General features: G+C 69.8%; 10 protein-coding genes. 4 read left to right on the forward strand and 6 right to left on the reverse strand.

Features of this window, described 5'->3' with window-relative positions; genetic code table 11:
• Positions 1-114: 114 nt before the first annotated feature.
• Positions 115-549 carry a hydroxyphenylacetyl-CoA thioesterase PaaI gene (paaI, locus tag Q0741_RS17535; RefSeq protein WP_298234483.1) on the reverse strand — a complete coding sequence of 145 codons (435 nt, stop codon included), beginning with the start codon at positions 547-549 and terminating at the stop codon, positions 115-117.
• An 18-nt stretch (positions 550-567) separates the two neighbouring features.
• Positions 568-1365, reverse strand: a complete 798-nt coding sequence (gene paaG / locus Q0741_RS17540) for a 2-(1,2-epoxy-1,2-dihydrophenyl)acetyl-CoA isomerase PaaG (protein ID WP_298234484.1) — start codon at positions 1363-1365, stop codon at positions 568-570.
• Positions 1366-1666: 301 nt separating this feature from the next.
• Between paaG and Q0741_RS17545 the strand changes: the two genes are divergently transcribed.
• On the forward strand, positions 1667-3418 hold the full coding sequence (locus tag Q0741_RS17545) for a class I poly(R)-hydroxyalkanoic acid synthase (protein ID WP_298234485.1): 1752 nt from the start codon (positions 1667-1669) through the stop codon (positions 3416-3418).
• Between the two features lie 31 nt (positions 3419-3449).
• On the opposite strand, the gene Q0741_RS17550 is transcribed toward Q0741_RS17545, so the two are convergent.
• Both Q0741_RS17550 and Q0741_RS17555 read right to left on the reverse strand, forming a co-directional pair.
• Complete coding sequence (locus Q0741_RS17550; RefSeq protein WP_298234486.1) at positions 3450-4574, reverse strand: ATP-binding protein; 1125 nt, start codon at positions 4572-4574, stop codon at positions 3450-3452.
• Positions 4571-4897, reverse strand: a complete 327-nt coding sequence (locus Q0741_RS17555; protein WP_298234487.1) for an FIST N-terminal domain-containing protein — start codon at positions 4895-4897, stop codon at positions 4571-4573. The genes Q0741_RS17550 and Q0741_RS17555 overlap by 4 nt, the downstream gene beginning before the upstream one ends.
• Before the next feature lie 367 nt (positions 4898-5264).
• On the opposite strand from Q0741_RS17555, the gene Q0741_RS17560 reads away from it, so the two are divergent.
• The 3 genes from Q0741_RS17560 to Q0741_RS17570 all read left to right on the forward strand — a co-directional run bounded on the left by Q0741_RS17560 (position 5265) and on the right by Q0741_RS17570 (position 10558).
• Positions 5265-8147 (forward strand): EAL domain-containing protein, encoded by a 2883-nt coding sequence (locus tag Q0741_RS17560; protein WP_298234488.1) that lies wholly within the window; start codon positions 5265-5267, stop codon positions 8145-8147.
• Between the two features lie 69 nt (positions 8148-8216).
• Positions 8217-9236, forward strand: a complete 1020-nt coding sequence (locus Q0741_RS17565; protein ID WP_298234489.1) for an HDOD domain-containing protein — start codon at positions 8217-8219, stop codon at positions 9234-9236.
• Entirely contained in the window at positions 9233-10558 is a 1326-nt protein-coding gene (locus tag Q0741_RS17570; RefSeq protein ID WP_298234490.1) for an HD domain-containing phosphohydrolase, read from the forward strand. Before Q0741_RS17565 ends, Q0741_RS17570 begins: the two co-directional genes overlap by 4 nt.
• A gap of 166 nt (positions 10559-10724) precedes the next feature.
• Here the strand turns inward: Q0741_RS17570 and Q0741_RS17575 are convergent, their stop codons facing one another.
• Together Q0741_RS17575 and Q0741_RS17580 are read right to left on the reverse strand one after the other, a co-directional pair.
• Positions 10725-12449 (reverse strand): AMP-binding protein, encoded by a 1725-nt coding sequence (locus Q0741_RS17575; protein WP_298234491.1) that lies wholly within the window; start codon positions 12447-12449, stop codon positions 10725-10727.
• Between the two features lie 221 nt (positions 12450-12670).
• Entirely contained in the window at positions 12671-17857 is a 5187-nt protein-coding gene (locus Q0741_RS17580) for a N,N-dimethylformamidase beta subunit family domain-containing protein (protein WP_298234492.1), read from the reverse strand.
• Positions 17858-18126: the final 269 nt, after the last annotated feature.

The following is an 18126-nucleotide window of genomic DNA, read 5'->3' on the forward strand; positions in this document are numbered from 1 at the left end:
GTTGCAGCTGCAGCGCCTGGATCTCGTCGCGGCTGGCCAGCTCGATGGGCTCCAGGTCGCCAGGGGCGGGTTGCTTCACGGGCATGGCTTGTCTCCTCTCGTGATGGCAGGTTTTCAGGCCTTGACCGCGGGCCGGCCCTTGGCGGTGTAGGAGCGGCCGCGGAACACCGCGATGCGCTCGCCGCGCTGGTTCTCCACCGTCACGTCGTAGACGCCGGTGCGCCCGGCACGCGACACCTCGGCACAGCGCGCGGTCAGCACGTCGCCCAGGCGGCCCGGGGCGACGAAATCGATGCTGAAGCCCGAGGCCACGGTCAGCTCGTCATAGGAGTTGCAGCCGTAGGCGAAGGCCGTGTCGGCCAGCGTGGCGATGAGCCCGCCATGGCAGATGGCGTGGCCGTTGAGCATGTGCTCGCGCACCGTCATGGTCAGCGTGGCGCTGCCCGGCCCGATGGCCGTGACTTCCATGCCCAGCGCCTGCGCGGCGCGGTCCTCGGCGAACATGCCGGCGCGAACGCGCTCGGCGACTTGCTGCGGCGTCGCAGTCATTGAACCTCCGGTAAAGCTTCAGCGGTCGGTGAAGACGGGGGCGCGCTTGGCGCCGAAGGCGGCCACGCCTTCCTGGTAGTCGTGCGCGAAACCCAGCTCGCGCTGCAGCTTCGCTTCGGCCGTGAGCGCATGCGGCAGGCTCAGCTGCTGCGCCTCGTCCATGGCCTGCCGCGTGGCCACCAGCGCCTTGGTCGGCATGCCCGCCAACCGCTGGGCCAGCGCCTGCGCCTGCTCCATCAGCGCCGCGTCGTCCACGCAGCGCCAGATCAACCCGATGCGCTCGGCCTCCTCCGCCGGCAGCTTGTCGCCCAGCAGCGCCAGCCCCAGCGCGCGGGCACGGCCCACCAGCCGCGGCAACAGCCAGGTGCCGCCGCTGTCGGGCACCAGCCCGATCTTGGAGAAGGCCTGGATGAAGCTGGCCGAGCGCGCCGCCAGCACGATGTCGCCGCACAGCGCCAGGTTGGCGCCCGCGCCGGCAGCCGCGCCGTTGACGGCCACCACCACCGGCACCGGCATGCTGCGCAGCCGCCGCACCAGCGGACCGTAGTAGCGCTCGATGGCCACGCCCAGGTCCTTGGGCGGCTGGGCGGGATCGGGGCTCACCAGCGGGTCCGACAAATCCTGCCCGGCGCAGAAGGCCCGCCCCGCGCCGGTGAGCAGCACGCAACGCACGCTCCGGTCCGCGGCGGCGTTCTCCAACTCCGCCCGCAGCAGCGAGTGCATCTCGCCGTTGAAGCTGTTGAGCGCAGCCGGCCGGTTCAGCGTCAGCGTGCGCACGGCGCCGCTCTGGGACTTCAGGATCAGGGACTCGGGCACCTTGGCAACTCCTGCATTCAAGCTCGGTCGGCTGTCCTCGTTGTTGGCAATCATTTACCGACCGTTCGGTAGATGATAGGTCGTGGGGCGGCCTTGAGCCAGATCAGGCGCACCCGGACAAACCCTGGTTCAAGCCATGACTACGGGAAAAACCTGAGCGGCGGCATGCGCATTCCTGCCGGCACGCCATGTGCACCAACCGGGTTTTGCAGCGCCTGCGGCCACCGTCGCGGGAAGATGGGCCGAGGGTCGCGGCCGCCGGCCGCGCGCCCTCGATGACAAGCAACGATGGAGACAGCGGATGAGCAACGCTTCCACGCCCGACAACGGCCAATGGTTCGCCGATTTGCTGAAATCCCAGCAAGCGGCGCTGGGCCCCTTCGCCGCGGACCAGGCCTTCGCGCCCTGGATGCAGGCCGCCACGGCCTTCACGTCCTGGCAGCAGGAGACGCTCAGGCAGATGACGTCCTTCTGGCCGATGTCCATGGCCGCGGCCATTCCCGGCTTCCCCAGCGCGGTCAACGTGGCGGCCGACAAGCGCTTCTCCGCCGAGGCCTGGACCAGGCACCCGGGCTTCGAGATGCTTTCCAAGGCCTACCTCGCGCAGACGCAGGCGCTGCGCCAGGCGCTGGAGTCCGCGCCCATGGACGAGCGCAGCAAGTCGCAGTGGGGCTTCCTGCTGCGCCAGGTCGTCGATGCGCTGAGCCCCGCCAACTGCCTGCTCACCAATCCCGAGGCGCTGCAGACGGCGGTGGACACCGGCGGGCGCAGCCTGATCGAGGGCGCGCGGCTGTTCATGGAAGACTTTGCCAAGGGCCGCGTCTCCATGACCGACGAGAAGGCCTTCGAGGTCGGCAAGAACGTGGCGCTGAGCCCGGGCAGCGTGGTGTTCGAGAACGAGCTGTTCCAGCTGCTGCAGTACGCGCCGAGCACGGAGAACGTGAAGCGCACGCCGTTGCTGATCGTGCCGCCGTGCATCAACAAGTTCTACATCCTGGACCTGCAGCCCGAGAACTCGCTGGTGGCCTACGCGGTGTCGCAGGGCCACACGGTGTTCCTCGTGTCGTGGCGCAACATCGACGCCTCGCTGGGCCATCTCACCTGGGACGACTACGAGCGCCAGGGCGTGATGACGGCCATCGACGTGGCGCGCGAGATCGCCGGCAGCGAGCAGGTCAACACCCTGGGCTTCTGCATCGGCGGCTCGCTGCTGGCCTGCACGCTGGCGGTGATGGCGGCCCAGGGCACGCTCGACAAGGTCGCCAGCATGACGCTGCTGACCACGCTCCTGGACTTCAGCGACACCGGCGAGCTGGGGCTGATGATCACGCCGCAGTCCATGGCGCTGCGCGAGGCCAGCATCGGCAAGAACGGCGTGCTGCACGGACGGGAGCTGGCGCACATGTTCGCCGCGCTGCGCGCCAACGACCTGATCTGGCCCTACGTGGTCAACGGCTACCTGCAGGGCAAGGCGCCGCCGCCCTTCGACCTGCTGTACTGGAATGCCGACGACTCCAACCTGCCCGGCCCCATGGCCTGCTTCTTCATGCGCCGCGGCTACCTGGAGAACAAGATCCGCCAGCCCGGCGGCACGGTGCAGTGCGGCGTGCCGGTGGACCTGCGCCAGGTCACGGTGCCGGCCTTCCTGTACGCCTCGCGCGAGGACCACATCGTGCCGTGGAAGAGCGCCTATGCCAGCACGCAGCTCCTGGGCGGTCCGCGCACCTTCGTGCTCGGCGCCAGCGGCCACATTGCCGGCGTGATCAACCCGCCGGCCAAGAAGAAGCGCAGCTACTGGGAGCTGCCGCCGGCCGACGCCGACGATGCCGCGCCCGCCCCCGAGGCCGAGCAGTTGCCGGCGCTGGACCCGGACCCCGAGCACTGGTTCAAGCAGGCGCAGCAGTACCCGGGCAGCTGGTGGACCACGTGGAGCGAGTGGCTGGCGCGGCAGGGCGGCGATGACGAGGTGCCGGCGCGCAAGGCGCTGGGCAGCAAGAAGTTCAAGCCCATCGAGCCGGCGCCGGGGCGGTATGTGAAGGCGAAGGCGACCTGAGAAAAGGCGGTGCACGGGCGCGTGGCGCCCCTCAGCCCGTGGTCCGCTCGGCTTCGCGTGCTTCGTGCCGCACCGGCAAGCAGACTCGGAAGCGCGTACCTTCGCCCAACCGGCTGTCCACCTCGATGCGGCCGCCGTGGCGGCTCACGATGCCATAGGACACCGACAGGCCCAGCCCCGTGCCCTTGCCTACCGGCTTGGTGGTGAAGAAGGGATCGAAGATGCGTCTCAGATGTTCCGGCGCGATGCTGCAGCCGTTGTCGGCGATCTCGACAAAGACCTCGTCCGGGCTCAGGCACCCGGTCGTGACGACGATGCGGCCGCGCGACTCGCGCCCGGTCACCGCATGCGCGGCGTTGATCAGCAGATTCATGAACACCTGGTTCAGCTGCGAGGCCAGGCAATGCACCTGGGGGATCTCACCGTAGCGGCGCTCCACATCGGCCACGTACTTGATCTCGTTGTGCACGATGTTGAGCGTTGAATCCAGACCCTTGTGCAGATCGGCCCAGACCCATTCCTGCTCTCCGGCGTGCGAGAAGTCCTTCAGGTCCTGGACGATCTGGCGCACGCGCTGCACGCCCGTGCTGGACTCGCGCAACAACTCCTGCACATCCTCGCGCAGGTAGGCGTAGTCGTGTTCCTCCATCAGCATGCGCAGGGCTGCAGCGTCCGACGGTGGCAAGGCGCTCAAACGGGCCTCGAACGCGGCGACGATCGCCAACAGCGACTGCACATAGGTCTGCAAACTCGTGAGATTGGAGCCGACGTAGCCGATCGGGTTGTTGATCTCATGTGCCACGCCGGCCGCGAGCTGACCGATCGAGGCCATCTTCTCGGCTTGCACGAGCTGGCTTTGCGTCTTCTCAAGGCGGCGGATCAGCGCCTGCTGCTCATCGGCCTGCCGCTGGCGCTCGGCCAGTTCGGCTCGCAGACGATCGTTGCGATCGTTGAGCTCGCGCGACATCAGGTTGAGTGATCGCTCGATCATCGCGCGATCGGTGTCAGCGTCTTCGTAGGCCTGGCTGATGGCGGCGAGCAGGTTTTCCAGCCCTGCAGGCGTCGCCTCGATCGAGCCGAAGGCGCGCCTGAGCTGGCGCTGCAGCAATTTGTGCGATGAGGCCGGGGTGGCCCCGGTGGACGGATCGGTGTTCATGCTTCGGCGAAGGTGGCGATCTCGGCGCCGTCGCTGCCAGGCGCAATGGTCACCTCGACGCTTTCGACGGTGCGACTTTCAAAGTGCGCCGCAGTGACCACGAGCGTGTCGTCGTGGACGGTCGTTCCCGCCACCTCGCCCGCGGTCGAGCAACCCACGCAGGTGGCGTGCGGGAACGCCACGCGCAGCGCGCTCGTTGGCTCGTCGCGTTGCAGCAAGGCGCCGCCGCCGAAGACAAACACCAACTGTGCCGGCGAGTCACCTGCCGGCAGAGCAGGCGCCCAGCCGGCAGCGCGGGTCCATAGGTACTGGCCGATGTGCATGAGGTCTCCGTTGCGCAAGGGCCCGACGTTCGAGGCCGGGGATCGTGCAGTTATCGGCTGGTTCGGGGTGGAATCGAGGCGTGCGAGTCCCACTCCCGTGGCGAACTTCACGCCCGGGCGCCACGACGCCTCAACCCGCCTCCAGACAGGCCGAAGAGTTCTACAGCGGGTGGTGTTCCGAATGCCTGCTGCAACTGTGCAGACGCCAGGCATCCGGATGCGTCCGTCCCGCGCCCAGTTGTGTTCTATCCATGCGCGCGGCCGCCTGCTGCGACGCGCGGCAAGGCCGAAACCTGTTGTCCAAGCTCGTTCCATCGCCATGCAAGCGCCTATCCCTCCCGAGACGACGGCCACCCACGACGTGGCCTTGTTGGGCGACGACGCGCGTGTGCTGATCGAGCATTCGCAGGCCGCTCACTTCGTGATCCAGGACGAGCGCATCGTCTATGCCAACCCGATGTTCGCGACACTGATCGGCTGGCCGCGAGAGGAGCTGATCGGCCAGCCCCATCACGTCGCCACGCCGCCCGAGCATCTGGAGCGCACGCGCGAGACCATTGCGCGCCGCTTCGCAGGCAAGGTGGGGCGCCCCGGCCAGATGCCGATGGTGCGCCGCGACGGCAGCCGTTTCGACGCGCGCGTCTTTGCCACCCTGGTGTCCTTCGGTGGACGGCGGGCGGTGCTGGTCACCTTGGACGACATCACCGAGCTGACCGATGCCCTGCAGCGGGCGAGCTGGAATGCGCAGATGCTGGAGTGCACCGAGACGCTATGCCGCTCGGGGTCCTTCGAAATCACGCTGCCCGAGGGTCTGGTCAAGCTGTCCAGCGGGTTGCAGCAGTTGTTGGGCCTGGCAGCCGATGCGCCCGTGTGCAGCGTCGACGCGCTGGACTGGGTGCCGCCCGACGAGCGCGACTTCGTCGCGGGCATCTGGCGCAGTGCCGAACCCGGCGAGCCGTTCGACTTCCAGCATCGCGTGCTCACGACGCAGGGCCAACGCCTGACCGTGCTGCACCGCGGCCGCGTCGAGCAGAACGAGACTGGCAGGCGGCGCGGCATCGCGCTGCTGCAGGACATCACCGCGCAGCGCGACGCCGAGCAGCGCGTGCAGGAGCTGGTGACGCACGACGAGGTGACTGGCCTGCCCAACTGCGCCGCCTTCCTCGACAAGGTCGACGCCGCTATCGTCGCGGCGGGTTGGGACGAGCACATCGTCATGCTGCTCGCGATCGATGTGCCGCGCATCTCGGAGCTGCGCGACAAGATGGGCTTCGGCGCCGGGGACGCCCTGGCCATGACCTTGGCGGAGCGACTGCAGCAGGCCGCCAGCGAAGGCGAGATGGTGGCGCGCCTGGGCAGCCATGAGTTCGCACTGATGGTCGAGCTGCCGGCCGGCACCGCCGAGGCGCGTTCCATCGTGCTGGCGCGCGCCCACCGCATACGCCAGATCCTGGAGGCCCCGGTTTGCATCCACACCACCGAAACCTTCGCGCGCTGCATCATCGGCGTCGCGAGTTTCCCGGAAGACGCACAGCGACCCGCGGAGTTGCTGGAGCTTGCGCAGACCGCGCGTCTGCGGGCGACGCAGGATGCCCAGGTCGTTCTCTACAAACCCGAGTCCAACGCGCGCGCGCTGCACGAGATGCGTGTCGAGGCCCTGCTGCGGCAGGCCATCGTAGACGACGAACTGGAGCTTCACTATCAGCCGCAGGTGGATCTGTCCGACGGGCGCATCGCCGGCGCGGAAGCCCTGCTGCGCTGGACCTCGCCCGCCCTGGGCGTCGTGTCACCGGGCGAATTCGTCGCGGTGGCCGAGCGCACCGGGCTCATCGGACCGCTGGGTGATTGGGTCCTGCGTCGGGCATGCCAGCAAATCGCCCGCTGGCGCGCCGAGGGCGTGCCGCCGGTGCGCATCGGGGTCAACTTCTCGCCGATGCAACTGCAGCGCCGCGACCTGGCGCAGCACGTTCAGGCGATCCTCCTGGAGACCGGCGCCGACCCGGCATTGCTCGGGGTCGAGATCACCGAAAGCTCGGTGATGGTCGACGTGGCCCATGCGGCCGCCGTGCTGCGCGAGATCAAGGCACTCGGGGTCGAGGTCGCGCTGGACGACTTCGGCACCGGCTATTCCAGCCTGAGTTGCCTTCGCAGCCTTCCGATCGACGTGGTGAAGATCGACCGCTCCTTCGTGCACGACGTGACGGCCGCGCCCGCGGACGTGTCGGTCACGCGCGCCATCATCACGATGGCCCATGGGCTGCAGCTCAAGGTCCTGGCTGAAGGGGTGGAAAGCGATGGGCAGCTCAGCCTGCTGGCGGCCAACCGCTGCGACTTGATCCAGGGTTTTCGATTCAGCGCGGCGCTGCCGCCCGATGCCTTCGCCGCGCTGCTGCGCGAGGGACGCCGCCTGCCCGAACGGTTCGTGACCCGGGTGCGCAGCACGCGCACGCTGCTGCTGGTTGACGACGAGACGAACATCCTCTCCTCGCTCAAGCGCCTGCTGCGCCGTGACGGCTACACGATCGTCACGGCGGCCAGCGCGGCCGAAGGGTTGCAGCGCCTGGCCGAATGCGAGGTGGACGTCATCGTTTCCGATCAGCGCATGCCTGGCCTGACCGGCGTGGAGTTCCTGCGCCGAGCCAAGGACTTGTACCCGAACACGATCCGCATGGTGCTGTCGGGCTACACCGAGCTGCAGTCGATCATTGACGCGATCAACGAGGGGGCGATCTACAAGTTCCTCACCAAGCCCTGGGACGATGGCCTGCTGCGGGGCCACGTGGCCGAGGCCTTCCGTCAGAAGGAGATGGCCGACGAGAACCAGCGCCTGGCGCGCCAAGTGGAGGCGGCCAACGCGGACTACCAGGCGCTGAACCAGCGTCTCGAGGCGCTGCTGGTGCAGCAGCGCAGCGAAGCCGAGTTGCTGGGGTTGGTGGCCTCCAGCGCGCGCGATGCGCTGGAGGCCTTTCCTGGGGCAGTGATCATCATCGATGGCGACGGCACGCTGGCATTCGTCAACGCCGAGGCCCGGGAACTGCTGCCCGGCGTCGCCGCCGAACTCGGCGCACCCGCCGTCGACGTCTTGCCGGAGTGCATGACGCGGACGGGCTGGGACACGCGCGGCGCCGGCTTCGTCTTGGATCTCGGTGGCAGGCGTCACCGCGCGCTGCACCGCACCCTGCAGCGGGACGGCCAGATGCCAAGCCACATCCTGCTGCTGACTCCCGAAATCGCGTTGGAGGCCTACTGAATGATTGCAACCGTGTGCGAAGGGACCCTACCGGGCTCTGCCGACGGACAAGGTCGTGGCGACAGGCCCGTGATCGAAGACGCGCAGGCCGCCGCTGCTCTGGCCCGTCTGTTCCGGCGCTCGCTGGCCCAGGGTACGGTGAACCCGCTGCTGCCGCTGTTGCGCCAATACCGAGGCGTGTCGTCTCCCCTGGTCGTGCCGGAATGGACGCACACGGGGAGCCGGGAGAAGGCCCCGCAGGTGCCGGTTTCACTGGGCGAATTGCAGCGCGCAGTGATCGCGTTGCCCAGTCTGCCGCAGGCCGTGCAGGACGCTTTGGCAGCTTTGCGGGATGAGAGGACCAGCGCCGCAGCCATTGCCGAGCGCATCGAGCACGACCAGGCCATGGTTGCGCGCACGCTGCGGGCGGCCAACACCGCCTTCTATGGCGCGCCGGGGCGCGTGGCGACCATTCGCGCGGCCATAGCCATCCTGGGACTGCGTGCCGTGTCCGCGCTGCTGACGGCGGCAGCCGTCTCCGCCCGGTTCCCGGCGGAGACGAAGAGTCCCCTGAACTTCAGGCGGTTCTGGCGCCACGCCATGACCACCGCGATCGTTGCGCGCGAGCTGGCGCCAGCGGTCCGGCTCGATGCCGATGTGGCCTTCACCGCCGCCTTGTTGCACGACGTGGGCGTGCTGGCGCTCGCGACGTCGTTCCCCGCCGCCTATGGTGTCGTGCAGCAGTACGCGGACCACGCCGACGTGCCGCTGTGGCGGGCCGAGCGTCTGGTGATGGGGCTCGATCACGGCGTCGCAGGTGAACTGCTCGCCCAACGATGGCGCCTGCCAGCCGTCATCACCAGTTCCATCGCCGCGCATCACGCACCGCCTGCGCCGAGCGGTCCGGGAGCTGCAACGTTGACCGAGCTGGTGCATATCGCCGACGCGCTGGCACATGGCATCGGCCCCGAGGAGGACACGCACGAGGTCGTTCCGGAAGTCACCGTCGAGATCTGGTCCCATCTGAACATCAGCGCCGAGAACTGCCTGGATGCGCTGCGGTCCAGCAGCGCGGCAGCCGATGCCCTGTGCGAGGCGCTCGCATCATGAACACCGCCGAGCCGCCCGCGCCGCCTGCCGCGGCCGGGGTTTCGACCGCACCGGCGCCCGCCGTGCTGTGCGTCGACGACGAGCCGAACATTCTTTCGGCGCTCAGGCGCGCGCTGCGTACCGACGGCTGGCGCGTGCTGACCGCCGGCAGCGGGGCCGAGGCGCTGCAGGTGCTGGCCACGGAGGCCGTTGACATCGTCCTCTCGGACATGCGCATGCCCGAGATGGACGGCGCCGTGCTGCTGGAGCAGGTGCACGCACGCTGGCCCGAGACCATGCGCCTGCTGCTCACGGGGCATGCCGACACCGGTGCGGCCATCGCGGCCATCAACCGAGGTCGAATCTTTCGTTATCTGGCCAAGCCCTGGGACGACGTCGAGCTGCGCTCGACCCTGCGCCAAGGCTTGCAGATGCTTGAACTCGAGCGTGAGCGCCGGCGCCTGGAGGCGCTGACGTCATGCCAAAACGCGCAGCTGCGACAGGCCAACGAGACGCTCGAGCAACGCGTACAGGAGCGCACCGCAGCGCTGGCCAAAGCCAACGACGCGCTCAAGCGCAGCTATCTCACGGGCATCAAGGTGTTCTCGGGCCTGATCGAGATGCGCGGCGGTCGCGTGGCTGGGCACGGCAGGCGGACCGCCGACCTGGCGCGCAAGCTGTCGCAGGCGATGGATCGCCCCGACGACGAGGTGCAGCAGAACTTCGTGGCGGCGCTGCTGCACGACATCGGTCTGATTGGAGTGCCCGATGCGCTGCTGGCCAAACCTGCCGCAAGGTGCTCGGCCGAGGAGTCCGCGCAGTTCCAGCGGCACGCCGAACTGGGCGAACAGGCCCTGATGCCGCTGGAGGACATGCAGCCGGTAGCAACGCTCATCCGCGCCCACCACGAACGTTTCGACGGTCAGGGCTTCCCGGACGGACGCAGCGGCTCGTCCATCCCGCTGGGCGCACGCATCCTCGCGGTGGTCGACGCCTTTGACGAACTACAGCACGGGCATGTGGTCGAGTCGCCGGTGACGCTGCAGGAGGCACGTGTCTTGATCCGCCACGGCCGCGGCAAGCAGTTCGACCCCGAAGTGGTGGATGTCTTCCTGCACATCACCGAGCCCGAACGCCCGCGGCCCAATCCTGAGCTGCTGCTGGGCACGCAACTGCTCGAACCCGCGATGGTGCTGGCCCGCGACCTGGTGTCGCCCACCGGCGTGCTGATGCTGGCTGCGGGGCACGTACTCACCACCTCGCTGATCCAGCGTATCCGCGAATTCGACCACCGCACCGGCGGCAACTTGGTCGTTCACATCAAGCCCCGAGAGGGCCGGTGATTCCAGTTCGCGTTTGCCTGTGAAGTCATTCCGTCATGCCCGCGAAGGCGGGCATCCACGCTGGCCGGGATGCCGCCCGGCGTTCGTGGACACCCGCTCCCCGCCTGCGCGGGGACAGGCTCCGCGGGTGTGACGGGGTTCTTTAAGTCGGCATCAAGAACTGGTATCAACCCTCGGACTTCAGGCCAGGGAAATCCTCCTCGAAGAACTCCCCGGCCTCGCGCACGCCGCGCTGGCGGCGATCCGCCTCCAGCCGGCGCAGCTCCACGCGGCGCAGCTTGCCCGAGATGGTCTTGGGCAGCTCGGTGAGGAACTCGATGCGGCGCACGCGCTTGTAGGGCGCGAGCTGGCGGCGAGCCCAGCTCAGCACGTCCAGCGCCAGCGCCGCGTCGGCCTCGCGGCCCTGCGCCAGCGTGATGAAGGCCTTGGGCACCGCCAGCCGCACCGGGTCCGGGCTGGGCACCACGGCCACCTCGGTCACGGCCGGGTGCTCCATCAGCACGCTCTCCAGCTCGAAGGGGCTGATGCGGTAGTCCGAGGCCTTGAACACGTCATCGGCGCGCCCGACGAAGGTGAGATAGCCCTCGGCGTCGCGCATGGCGACGTCTCCGGTGTGGTAGTAGCCGTCGCGCATCACTTCGGCGGTCTTTTCCGCGCTGTCCTCGTAGCCCGCCATCAGGCCCAGCGGGCGCGGATCGAGCTTCAGGCACACCTCGCCCTCGGTGCTCTCGTTGCCGTCGATGTCCAGCAGCGCCACCTGGTAGCCCGGCAGCGGCCGGCCCATCGAGCCGGGCTTGAGCGGCTGCCCCGGCGCGTTGCCGACCTGGGCCGTGGTTTCCGTCTGGCCGTAGCCGTCGCGCAGCGTCAGGCCCCAGGCCTCGCGCACCTGCTCGATGATCTCCGGGTTCAGCGGCTCGCCCGCGCCGATGACCTCGCGCAGCTTGAGCCGGCTGCGCCAGGCCGCCATGTCCTCCTGGATCACCATGCGCCACACCGTGGGCGGCGCGCACAGCGTGGTCACGCCGTGGCGCTCCAGCACGGCCAGCAGCGCCGCCGCGCTGAAGCGCGCCACGTTGTGGATGAAGACGCAGGCGCCCGCGTTCCAGGGCGCGAAGAAGCAGCTCCACGCATGCTTGGCCCAGCCGGGCGAGGAGATGTTGAGGTGCACGTCCCCCGGCTGCAGCCCGATCCAGTACATGGTGGAGAGATGCCCCACCGGGTAGCTCTGGTGCGTGTGCAGCACCAGCTTGGGCTTGGAGGTGGTGCCGGAGGTGAAGTAGAGCAGCAGCGGGTCGCTGGCGGCCGTGGGGCCGTCCGGCTCGAAGTGGGCGCTCTCCTCCCGCGACAACGCGAAGTCGATCCAGCCCGGCTGCGCGGCGCCCACGCAGATGCGCGTGCAACCGTCGGCCAGCCCTTCGAACTTGGCGCTCAGCGCGCTGCCGGCCACCACGTGGCGCACGTGGCCGCGCTCCAGCCGATCGCGCAGGTCGTCGGGGGTGAGCAGCGCCGTGGCCGGGATCACCACCGCGCCGAGCTTGAAGGCGCCGAGCATGAGCTCCCACAGCGCCACCTCGTTGCCCAGCATCAGCAGGATGCGGTCCCCGCGCTTGACGCCGTGCCGGCGCAGGAAGTTGGCCACCCGCGCCGAGCACTCCGACATCTGGCGGAACGAGCGCTTCAGCTCGCCGCCGTGCTCGTCCACGATCCACAGCGCGGGCGCGTCGTTGTCGCGCGCCATGGCGTCGAAGTAGTCGAGGGCCCAGTTGAACTGCTCCAGCACGGGCCAGCGGAAATCGCGCGCGGCCGTCGCCTGGTCGGTGCGAAGGGCCAGCAGTTGGTCGCGGGCGGCCAGAAAGGCCTGGCGTGCCGCCGTGGCGCGGGTGTTGTCCATGTCGATGTCTCCTGCTTGTCTGATGTTCCGCGCCGGGCCGGCCCGCGGGGCAGGCTCCAGCCCGGCAATGCGCGTCCGCCCTGCTGTGGGCAGGTTCCCGGTGGGCGGACACGGCGCCCGCGTGACTCTAGGAACGCGGGCGCCGGGGGACGATAGCCAAAGCGGTCAAAGTGCGTGGCGGCTATTGCCACTCACCGACGGGCCGTCCTCACGCCGCGTCCTCACGGCCTGAACACCACGTCCACCCAGTAGTTCGTCCCCTGGTAGCTCGATGACGGGAACAGCACCGAGGCGCCGCCGTAGGCGTACACGCCGTTGCCACCGCTCTCCCCGTCGCGCAGCAGGCGGATCGGCCCGCTGTCCACGCCCGCGTCGCTGAAGAAGCCGTTGTCGCCCGCGTAATGGCCGTTGGGCGCGCGGTACGAAGCCACGTAGGTGGTGCCGGCCGTCACGGGCACGGGTGAGCTGAAGTTCGCCTGCTGCCAGCCGCTGGCCGTCTCGTTGACGAAGGTGGCGGTCGCCAGCAACGTGCCGTCGGCGCGCCACAGCGCGCCCACGTGCGTGCCGGTGTTGCCGCTGCCCTTGTAGAAGCGGATGGCGGTGACGAAGCCGTTGCGGTTCACCCGGAACTTCACGCCCACGTTGACCGTGGCGCCGTCCGGGTCGCTGGGCGTGGTGGGCGTGTCCGCCGCGGAGAAGGCCGTGCACGGGCAGACCATGGGCGTCACCGTGAGGCTGCGGCTCGCCGGCGTGCCCTGCAGGTTGCCGCTGTCGTCCACCGCGCGGCTGCGCAGGGTGACGGTGCCGGTGGTCTTGGGCGTCCAGGCGTAGGTCCAGCTGCCGCGCCCGTTGGCCGGGTGCCAGGTGGCGCCGTTGTCGGTGGACACCTCCACGCCGCCCACCACGCCGCCGCTGTCGCGGGCGGTGCCGCGAATCGTCACTGCCTGCCCGGCCGGGACGCTGGCGCCGGCCGCCGGGGCCGTGATAGCCGACGTGGGCCGCGTCACGTCGGTGGAGGCCGTGGCCGCCACCAGCGGGGACTGCAGCGTCGCGGGCTGCACGCCCATGTCGGCGAACAGGTTCACCGTGGCCTGCCGCATGCGGCGGTCCGCCGGCGTGCCGGCGTTGTCGTGGGTGGGGTCCAGGCCCCAGGACCACTGGATCGTGCCCGCGCCGAACACCCACGCGCGGCTGGCGTGCCGGTAGAGCGTGAGGCGGTGCGTGACGGTGCCCGTGCCGTAGGTCGAGCCGTGGTCCAGCAGCGCGCCGCCGGTGGTCAGCGTGGTCTGCGACAGCCGGATCAGCCCCGGCGGGCGCGCGCCGTTGTCCAGGTCCGCGTCCCACTCGTAGCCCAGCACGCCCGTGGGCAGCGTGGCCGTCGTGCCGGCGGCCAGCGTGGCGACGCTGGTGTTGCGCCAGAAACGCATCTTGCCGTCGGCCGCCGGCACCTGGATGGCGTAGGAGCGGCCGGTGTCGTTGTTCATGAAGATCGTGCCCGTGAGCGCGTTCTCCGGCCGCCCGCCGTCGGCCGGCGGCGAGAGGCGCGGGTCGCGCCAGGTGCCGGTCCACGCCGGGCTCGGGTCGATCTTGGCGTTGGCGTGCGTCTCCTTGTAGGACACCAGCGTGCGGTAAGGCGTGTTGCTGCCGTCGATGCTGTTTTCCCAGCGCGTCTTCCAGAACACCTCGTTGCCGCTGAAGAAGGCCAAGTGCATGCCGGCGTTGCGCGCGGCCTCGACGTTGGCGCGCTGCGCGCCGGACCAGTACTCGTCGTGTCCCACCGACAGGAACACCTTGGCGCGCAGCAGCCGGGCGCCGGCGCGGTCGGTGTCGATGCCGCTGATGTAGCTGAGGTCGTAACCATTGGCCTCCAGCCAGCGCACCATGGGGACCTCGGCATGGAAGAGCCAATCCTGGCCGCCGGCCACGGCGCGGGTGTTGAACGGGCGGTTGTAGCTGACCTTGTAGGCGCGGCCCGCGCCGGTGCCGATGCCTCCGGTGTAGAGACTGCTGCCGCCGTAGCTGTTGTAGGCCTGCCAGGTGGTGTCGGAGGTCTGGAACAGCATGTCGTGCGTGCCGGCGTCGTCGCGCACCACGAACACGATGTGGCTGGCGCCGCCGGTGTCCGCGCGCACCAGGCGTGCGATGTAGATGCCCGAGACCGCGCCGGCCGGCACCTTCCAGGAGCCCGAGACCGCCCAGTTGCCGCAGTCGATGAGCCCGGTGGAGGCCTGCGTCAGGCAGTTGGGCTGGTTCTGCGGCAGCGTGGCCGAGGGGTTCACGGTGGCGACCTTGCGCGCGCCGCGCCCGCCGTACCAGCCCAGGCGGTAGATGTCGAAGCGGTAGTTGCGGGCCGGGGTCTTGACCTTGAAGCGGATGGTGCCGCCGCGATTGACGCTCATCTCCGTGGCGAAGCCCTGGATGCTGGCGTCGCCGGTGCCGCTGACCTGCCATTGCGACGGCGGGCTTCCGGGTTTGCAGTTCTCCGCGACGATGGCGTTGGCCGGCGCGGCGCAGGTGTCCGCCGCGGCCACGGCTCCGGCGGCGACCCCGGCATCGAGGCGCTCGCCGGAGCGCGCGGCCACGGACTGGAGCAGCGTCGGATCGATCGTGGCGGCCTTCGCCACGGCCGGGGCCGGAGCGGGCGGCTCGGCCGCCCTGGGCGCCGCGGTGGCGGTCGCGGTGTTCGGGGTGAAGACGACATCCACCCAGTAGTTGGTGGCGAGGTAGCTTTGCGTCGGGAAGCGGGAGGCGCTGCCGTAGGCATACACCCCGTTGCCGCCGCTCACGCCGTCCTGCAGCAGGTGCACCACGCTCTGGTTCACGCCGGTGCCGGCAAAGAAATTGTTGTCGGCGGCGTAGCGGCCGTTGGGCGCGAAGTACGAGGCCACGTACACCGTGTTGGCCGCCACCGGCACCGGCGTGGCGAAGTTCACCTGCTGCCAGCCGCTGGCCGTTTCGTTGACGAACTGGGCCGATGCGAGCCGCGTGCCGCCGCTGCTCCAGAGGTTGCCGATGTGCGGGCCGGTGTTGCCCGTGCCCTTGTAGAAGCGGATGCCGGTGATGAATCCGGCGATGTCCACGCGGAACTTCACGCCCACTTCCACCGCGCCCGGGTCGTTGGCCGCGGGCGTCGTCGGCACCGTGGCGGGGCTCCAGCCGCTGCAGGGGCAGTCCGCGCCGGGGCCCGCGCCGGTGGTGAAGGACCACGACATGGTTGCGGCCAGCGGGTTGCCCGCGGCGTCCTCGATGCGCGGCTCGGTGGCGCCGCCGCGCAGCCGGGCGGTGTAGCGCGTGGACGGCCGCAGCGCGCCGGTGGGCCGCAGCGTCGCGGTACGGGTGGCGGCGTCCCAGCGCACCGTCGCCGGCAGCGTCGTGCCGGCGGGGTCGCGCAGCAGGAAGGTGTTGGCCTTGACGGTGGCCGGGTCCAGCGCCTCGCCGAAGGTGGCCGTGACGGTGATGGCCGTGTTCACGCCCGTGGCGCCCGCGGCCGGCATGGTCGCCTTCACGACCGGCCCGGCGCTGTCCGCACCGTAGGTGGCGACGTAGCTGCCGGCGGCGGTGTTGAAGAAGGCGTACTCCACGCCCTTGATGGCTTTCACCGTGAAGGGCACGGTGGTGGTGCCGCGCCGCAGGGTGCCGAGCACGCCGCTGACCGAGCGCAGCGGCACCATGCCTTGCAGCCCGCGCGCGTTGGGGTCGCGCGACACGCTGAAGCGCAGCACGCTGCCGTTCCAGCTCAGGCCGCTGAAGGCGGAGGCGTTGCGGGCATCGAGCCAGGTGAGCATCTGCCGCGCGGACACCACCGGCACCCCGCGCGCCAGGGCCGAGGCCACCACCGTTTCCGACTCCACCGTGATGGCCTGGTCGGTGTGGGCGTTGACGGTGTAGGCGCCGTAGTAGCCCTCGGCACCGAGGGCGCGGTCCAGCAGCGTGTCCACCGTGGCGGGATAGGCCTGGCCCGATTCGTCGGTCATCTGCGTGGCGGCCTGGTACACGTCGACGAAGGTGCCGTTCAGGCGCATGAAGCGCTGGGGCATGGCCGAGCCGGTGAAGATGCCCGCCACGTTCCTCACCCAGCCCGCGGGCCAGTAGTAGTAGCTCGTGTCCAGCCGCATGCCGTGCTTGGCCTGCACCTCGGCACCGCTGCTCCAGTCGCTCCAGACGATGCAGTGGTGCCGCTGCGTGGCCGGTGCCGGCAGCCCGGCGTACTTGGCGCGGAAGGCGGCGAGCTGTTCGGTGTAGGTGCTGTCCAGCGACAGCGCGGTGTAGTCGTCGCAGCGGGTGCTGACGTGCAGGCTCACCTCGAAGCCCTCGGCGGCGTACTGCGCGGCCTCGGCGGGGCCGAGCGCCGTGTCGGTGTAGACGTAGGAGGTGCCGCGCGCACACTGCCAGTCCGCCACCGAGCAGCCCGCGGGGCTCAGGGCGCGCAGGCGGTCGAAGCGCCCGCGTGTGCCGCCGTTGGCGTGGTCGTCGCCGGTCATGATGACCACCGCCTTGTGGCCGTGCGGGAAGTACCAGAAGCGCGGCAGCGGCTTGCGCGCCAGGCTCATGTGCGTGATCAGGTTGGCCAGCAGCCGCTGCTGCTCGTCGGCCTGCGGGATCGCCACCTTGCTCAGGTCCACCCAGTCGGGCTTGGGGTCCGCGGCGGCGTTGCCGTAGAACTTGTCGTCCGAGCGGATGGGCGCCAGCCCGTCGCGCTCCTGCGCGGCCCACGCGGGGTTGCCCTGGCGCGTGTGGACCACCGAGGTAGCCAGGTCGTAGGCGAAGGCCGCGGCCTTGCCCGCGCCCACGCTGCGCAGCGTCACCGCCGGGTTGGCGGTGGCCTTGGTGGCGCTGCTGTAGAGCGTGGCCAGCGCCGCGGCACCGTTGAGGGTGTAACGGCGTGCGGCGCCGTGGTACTGCATGGTCTGGGGGACGATGCCGTTGCCCACGGCATGGCCGGTGTTGACCAGCAGGTAGCCCTCGGACAGCGTGTTGCCGCCGCCGGAGAGGCCCAGCAGCGGCGCCAGCTTGGGCACGGGCGCCATGGCGATGAGGTTGCCGCCGGCCCGGACCCAGTTCGTCAGCCGGTTGACCTGCGCATCGGTGAGCGAGGTCTTGGCCAGGATCACCACGTCGTGGGCGGCCAGCGTGGCGGCGCTGATGGACGCGACGTCCGCCACGGTGAAGGCATTGAAGCCCTCGTTGCGCAGGATCTCGGCGTAGTAATTGCCGAAATTCGCGTTGGCCGAGGTCAGCACCAGGATCGGGCCGCCCGGTCCCTGTGCCGGGTTGGCGGCCTGTGCCGGCCGCATCCACGTGGCGAGAAACACCATCCAGGCCAGGCACAACAGGAGGAAGAAGACGAGCTGCGTACCACGTGCGCGCGCTGCACCGCCGCCATGAGCCATGCCGACCTCCTTCTTCACGCCTTGCGCGGCGTCCCCATTTCCGGTCAGCGCCGGCAGGCGGTATGCCGATCCGGCGTTGCCGGGGTAGCGCGATCGCGCGCCCTCGCAGACGCACGGCTCCTCACATCCGGGGGGCCCCGCAGCCGATGGCAATGGGCGCTGGCGCACGCCCGGCCCCGCGGGCCGGGACACGGGCTTGCTCCGGCCAGCGCCTGGACGCGCCGCGGGCCGGTCTAGGAGGCTGTCGGACTTCTCGGTACATCTGGGGCGCTGCTGACATCCTGGAC

Source organism: uncultured Azohydromonas sp. (assembly GCF_937926365.1).
Lineage (GTDB): Bacteria > Pseudomonadota > Gammaproteobacteria > Burkholderiales > Burkholderiaceae_C > Azohydromonas.

Excerpts from the sequence above, each read along its gene's own strand:
- Q0741_RS17550 (WP_298234486.1), bottom strand. The coding sequence starts at position 4,574 with ATGAACACCGATCCGTCCACCGGGGCCACCCCGGCCTCATCGCACAAA.
- Q0741_RS17570 (WP_298234490.1), top strand. The coding sequence starts at position 9,233 with ATGAACACCGCCGAGCCGCCCGCGCCGCCTGCCGCGGCCGGGGTTTCG.
- Q0741_RS17545 (WP_298234485.1), top strand. The coding sequence starts at position 1,667 with ATGAGCAACGCTTCCACGCCCGACAACGGCCAATGGTTCGCCGATTTG.
- paaI (WP_298234483.1), bottom strand. The coding sequence starts at position 549 with ATGACTGCGACGCCGCAGCAAGTCGCCGAGCGCGTTCGCGCCGGCATG.
- Q0741_RS17555 (WP_298234487.1), bottom strand. The coding sequence starts at position 4,897 with ATGCACATCGGCCAGTACCTATGGACCCGCGCTGCCGGCTGGGCGCCT.
- Q0741_RS17575 (WP_298234491.1), bottom strand. The coding sequence starts at position 12,449 with ATGGACAACACCCGCGCCACGGCGGCACGCCAGGCCTTTCTGGCCGCC.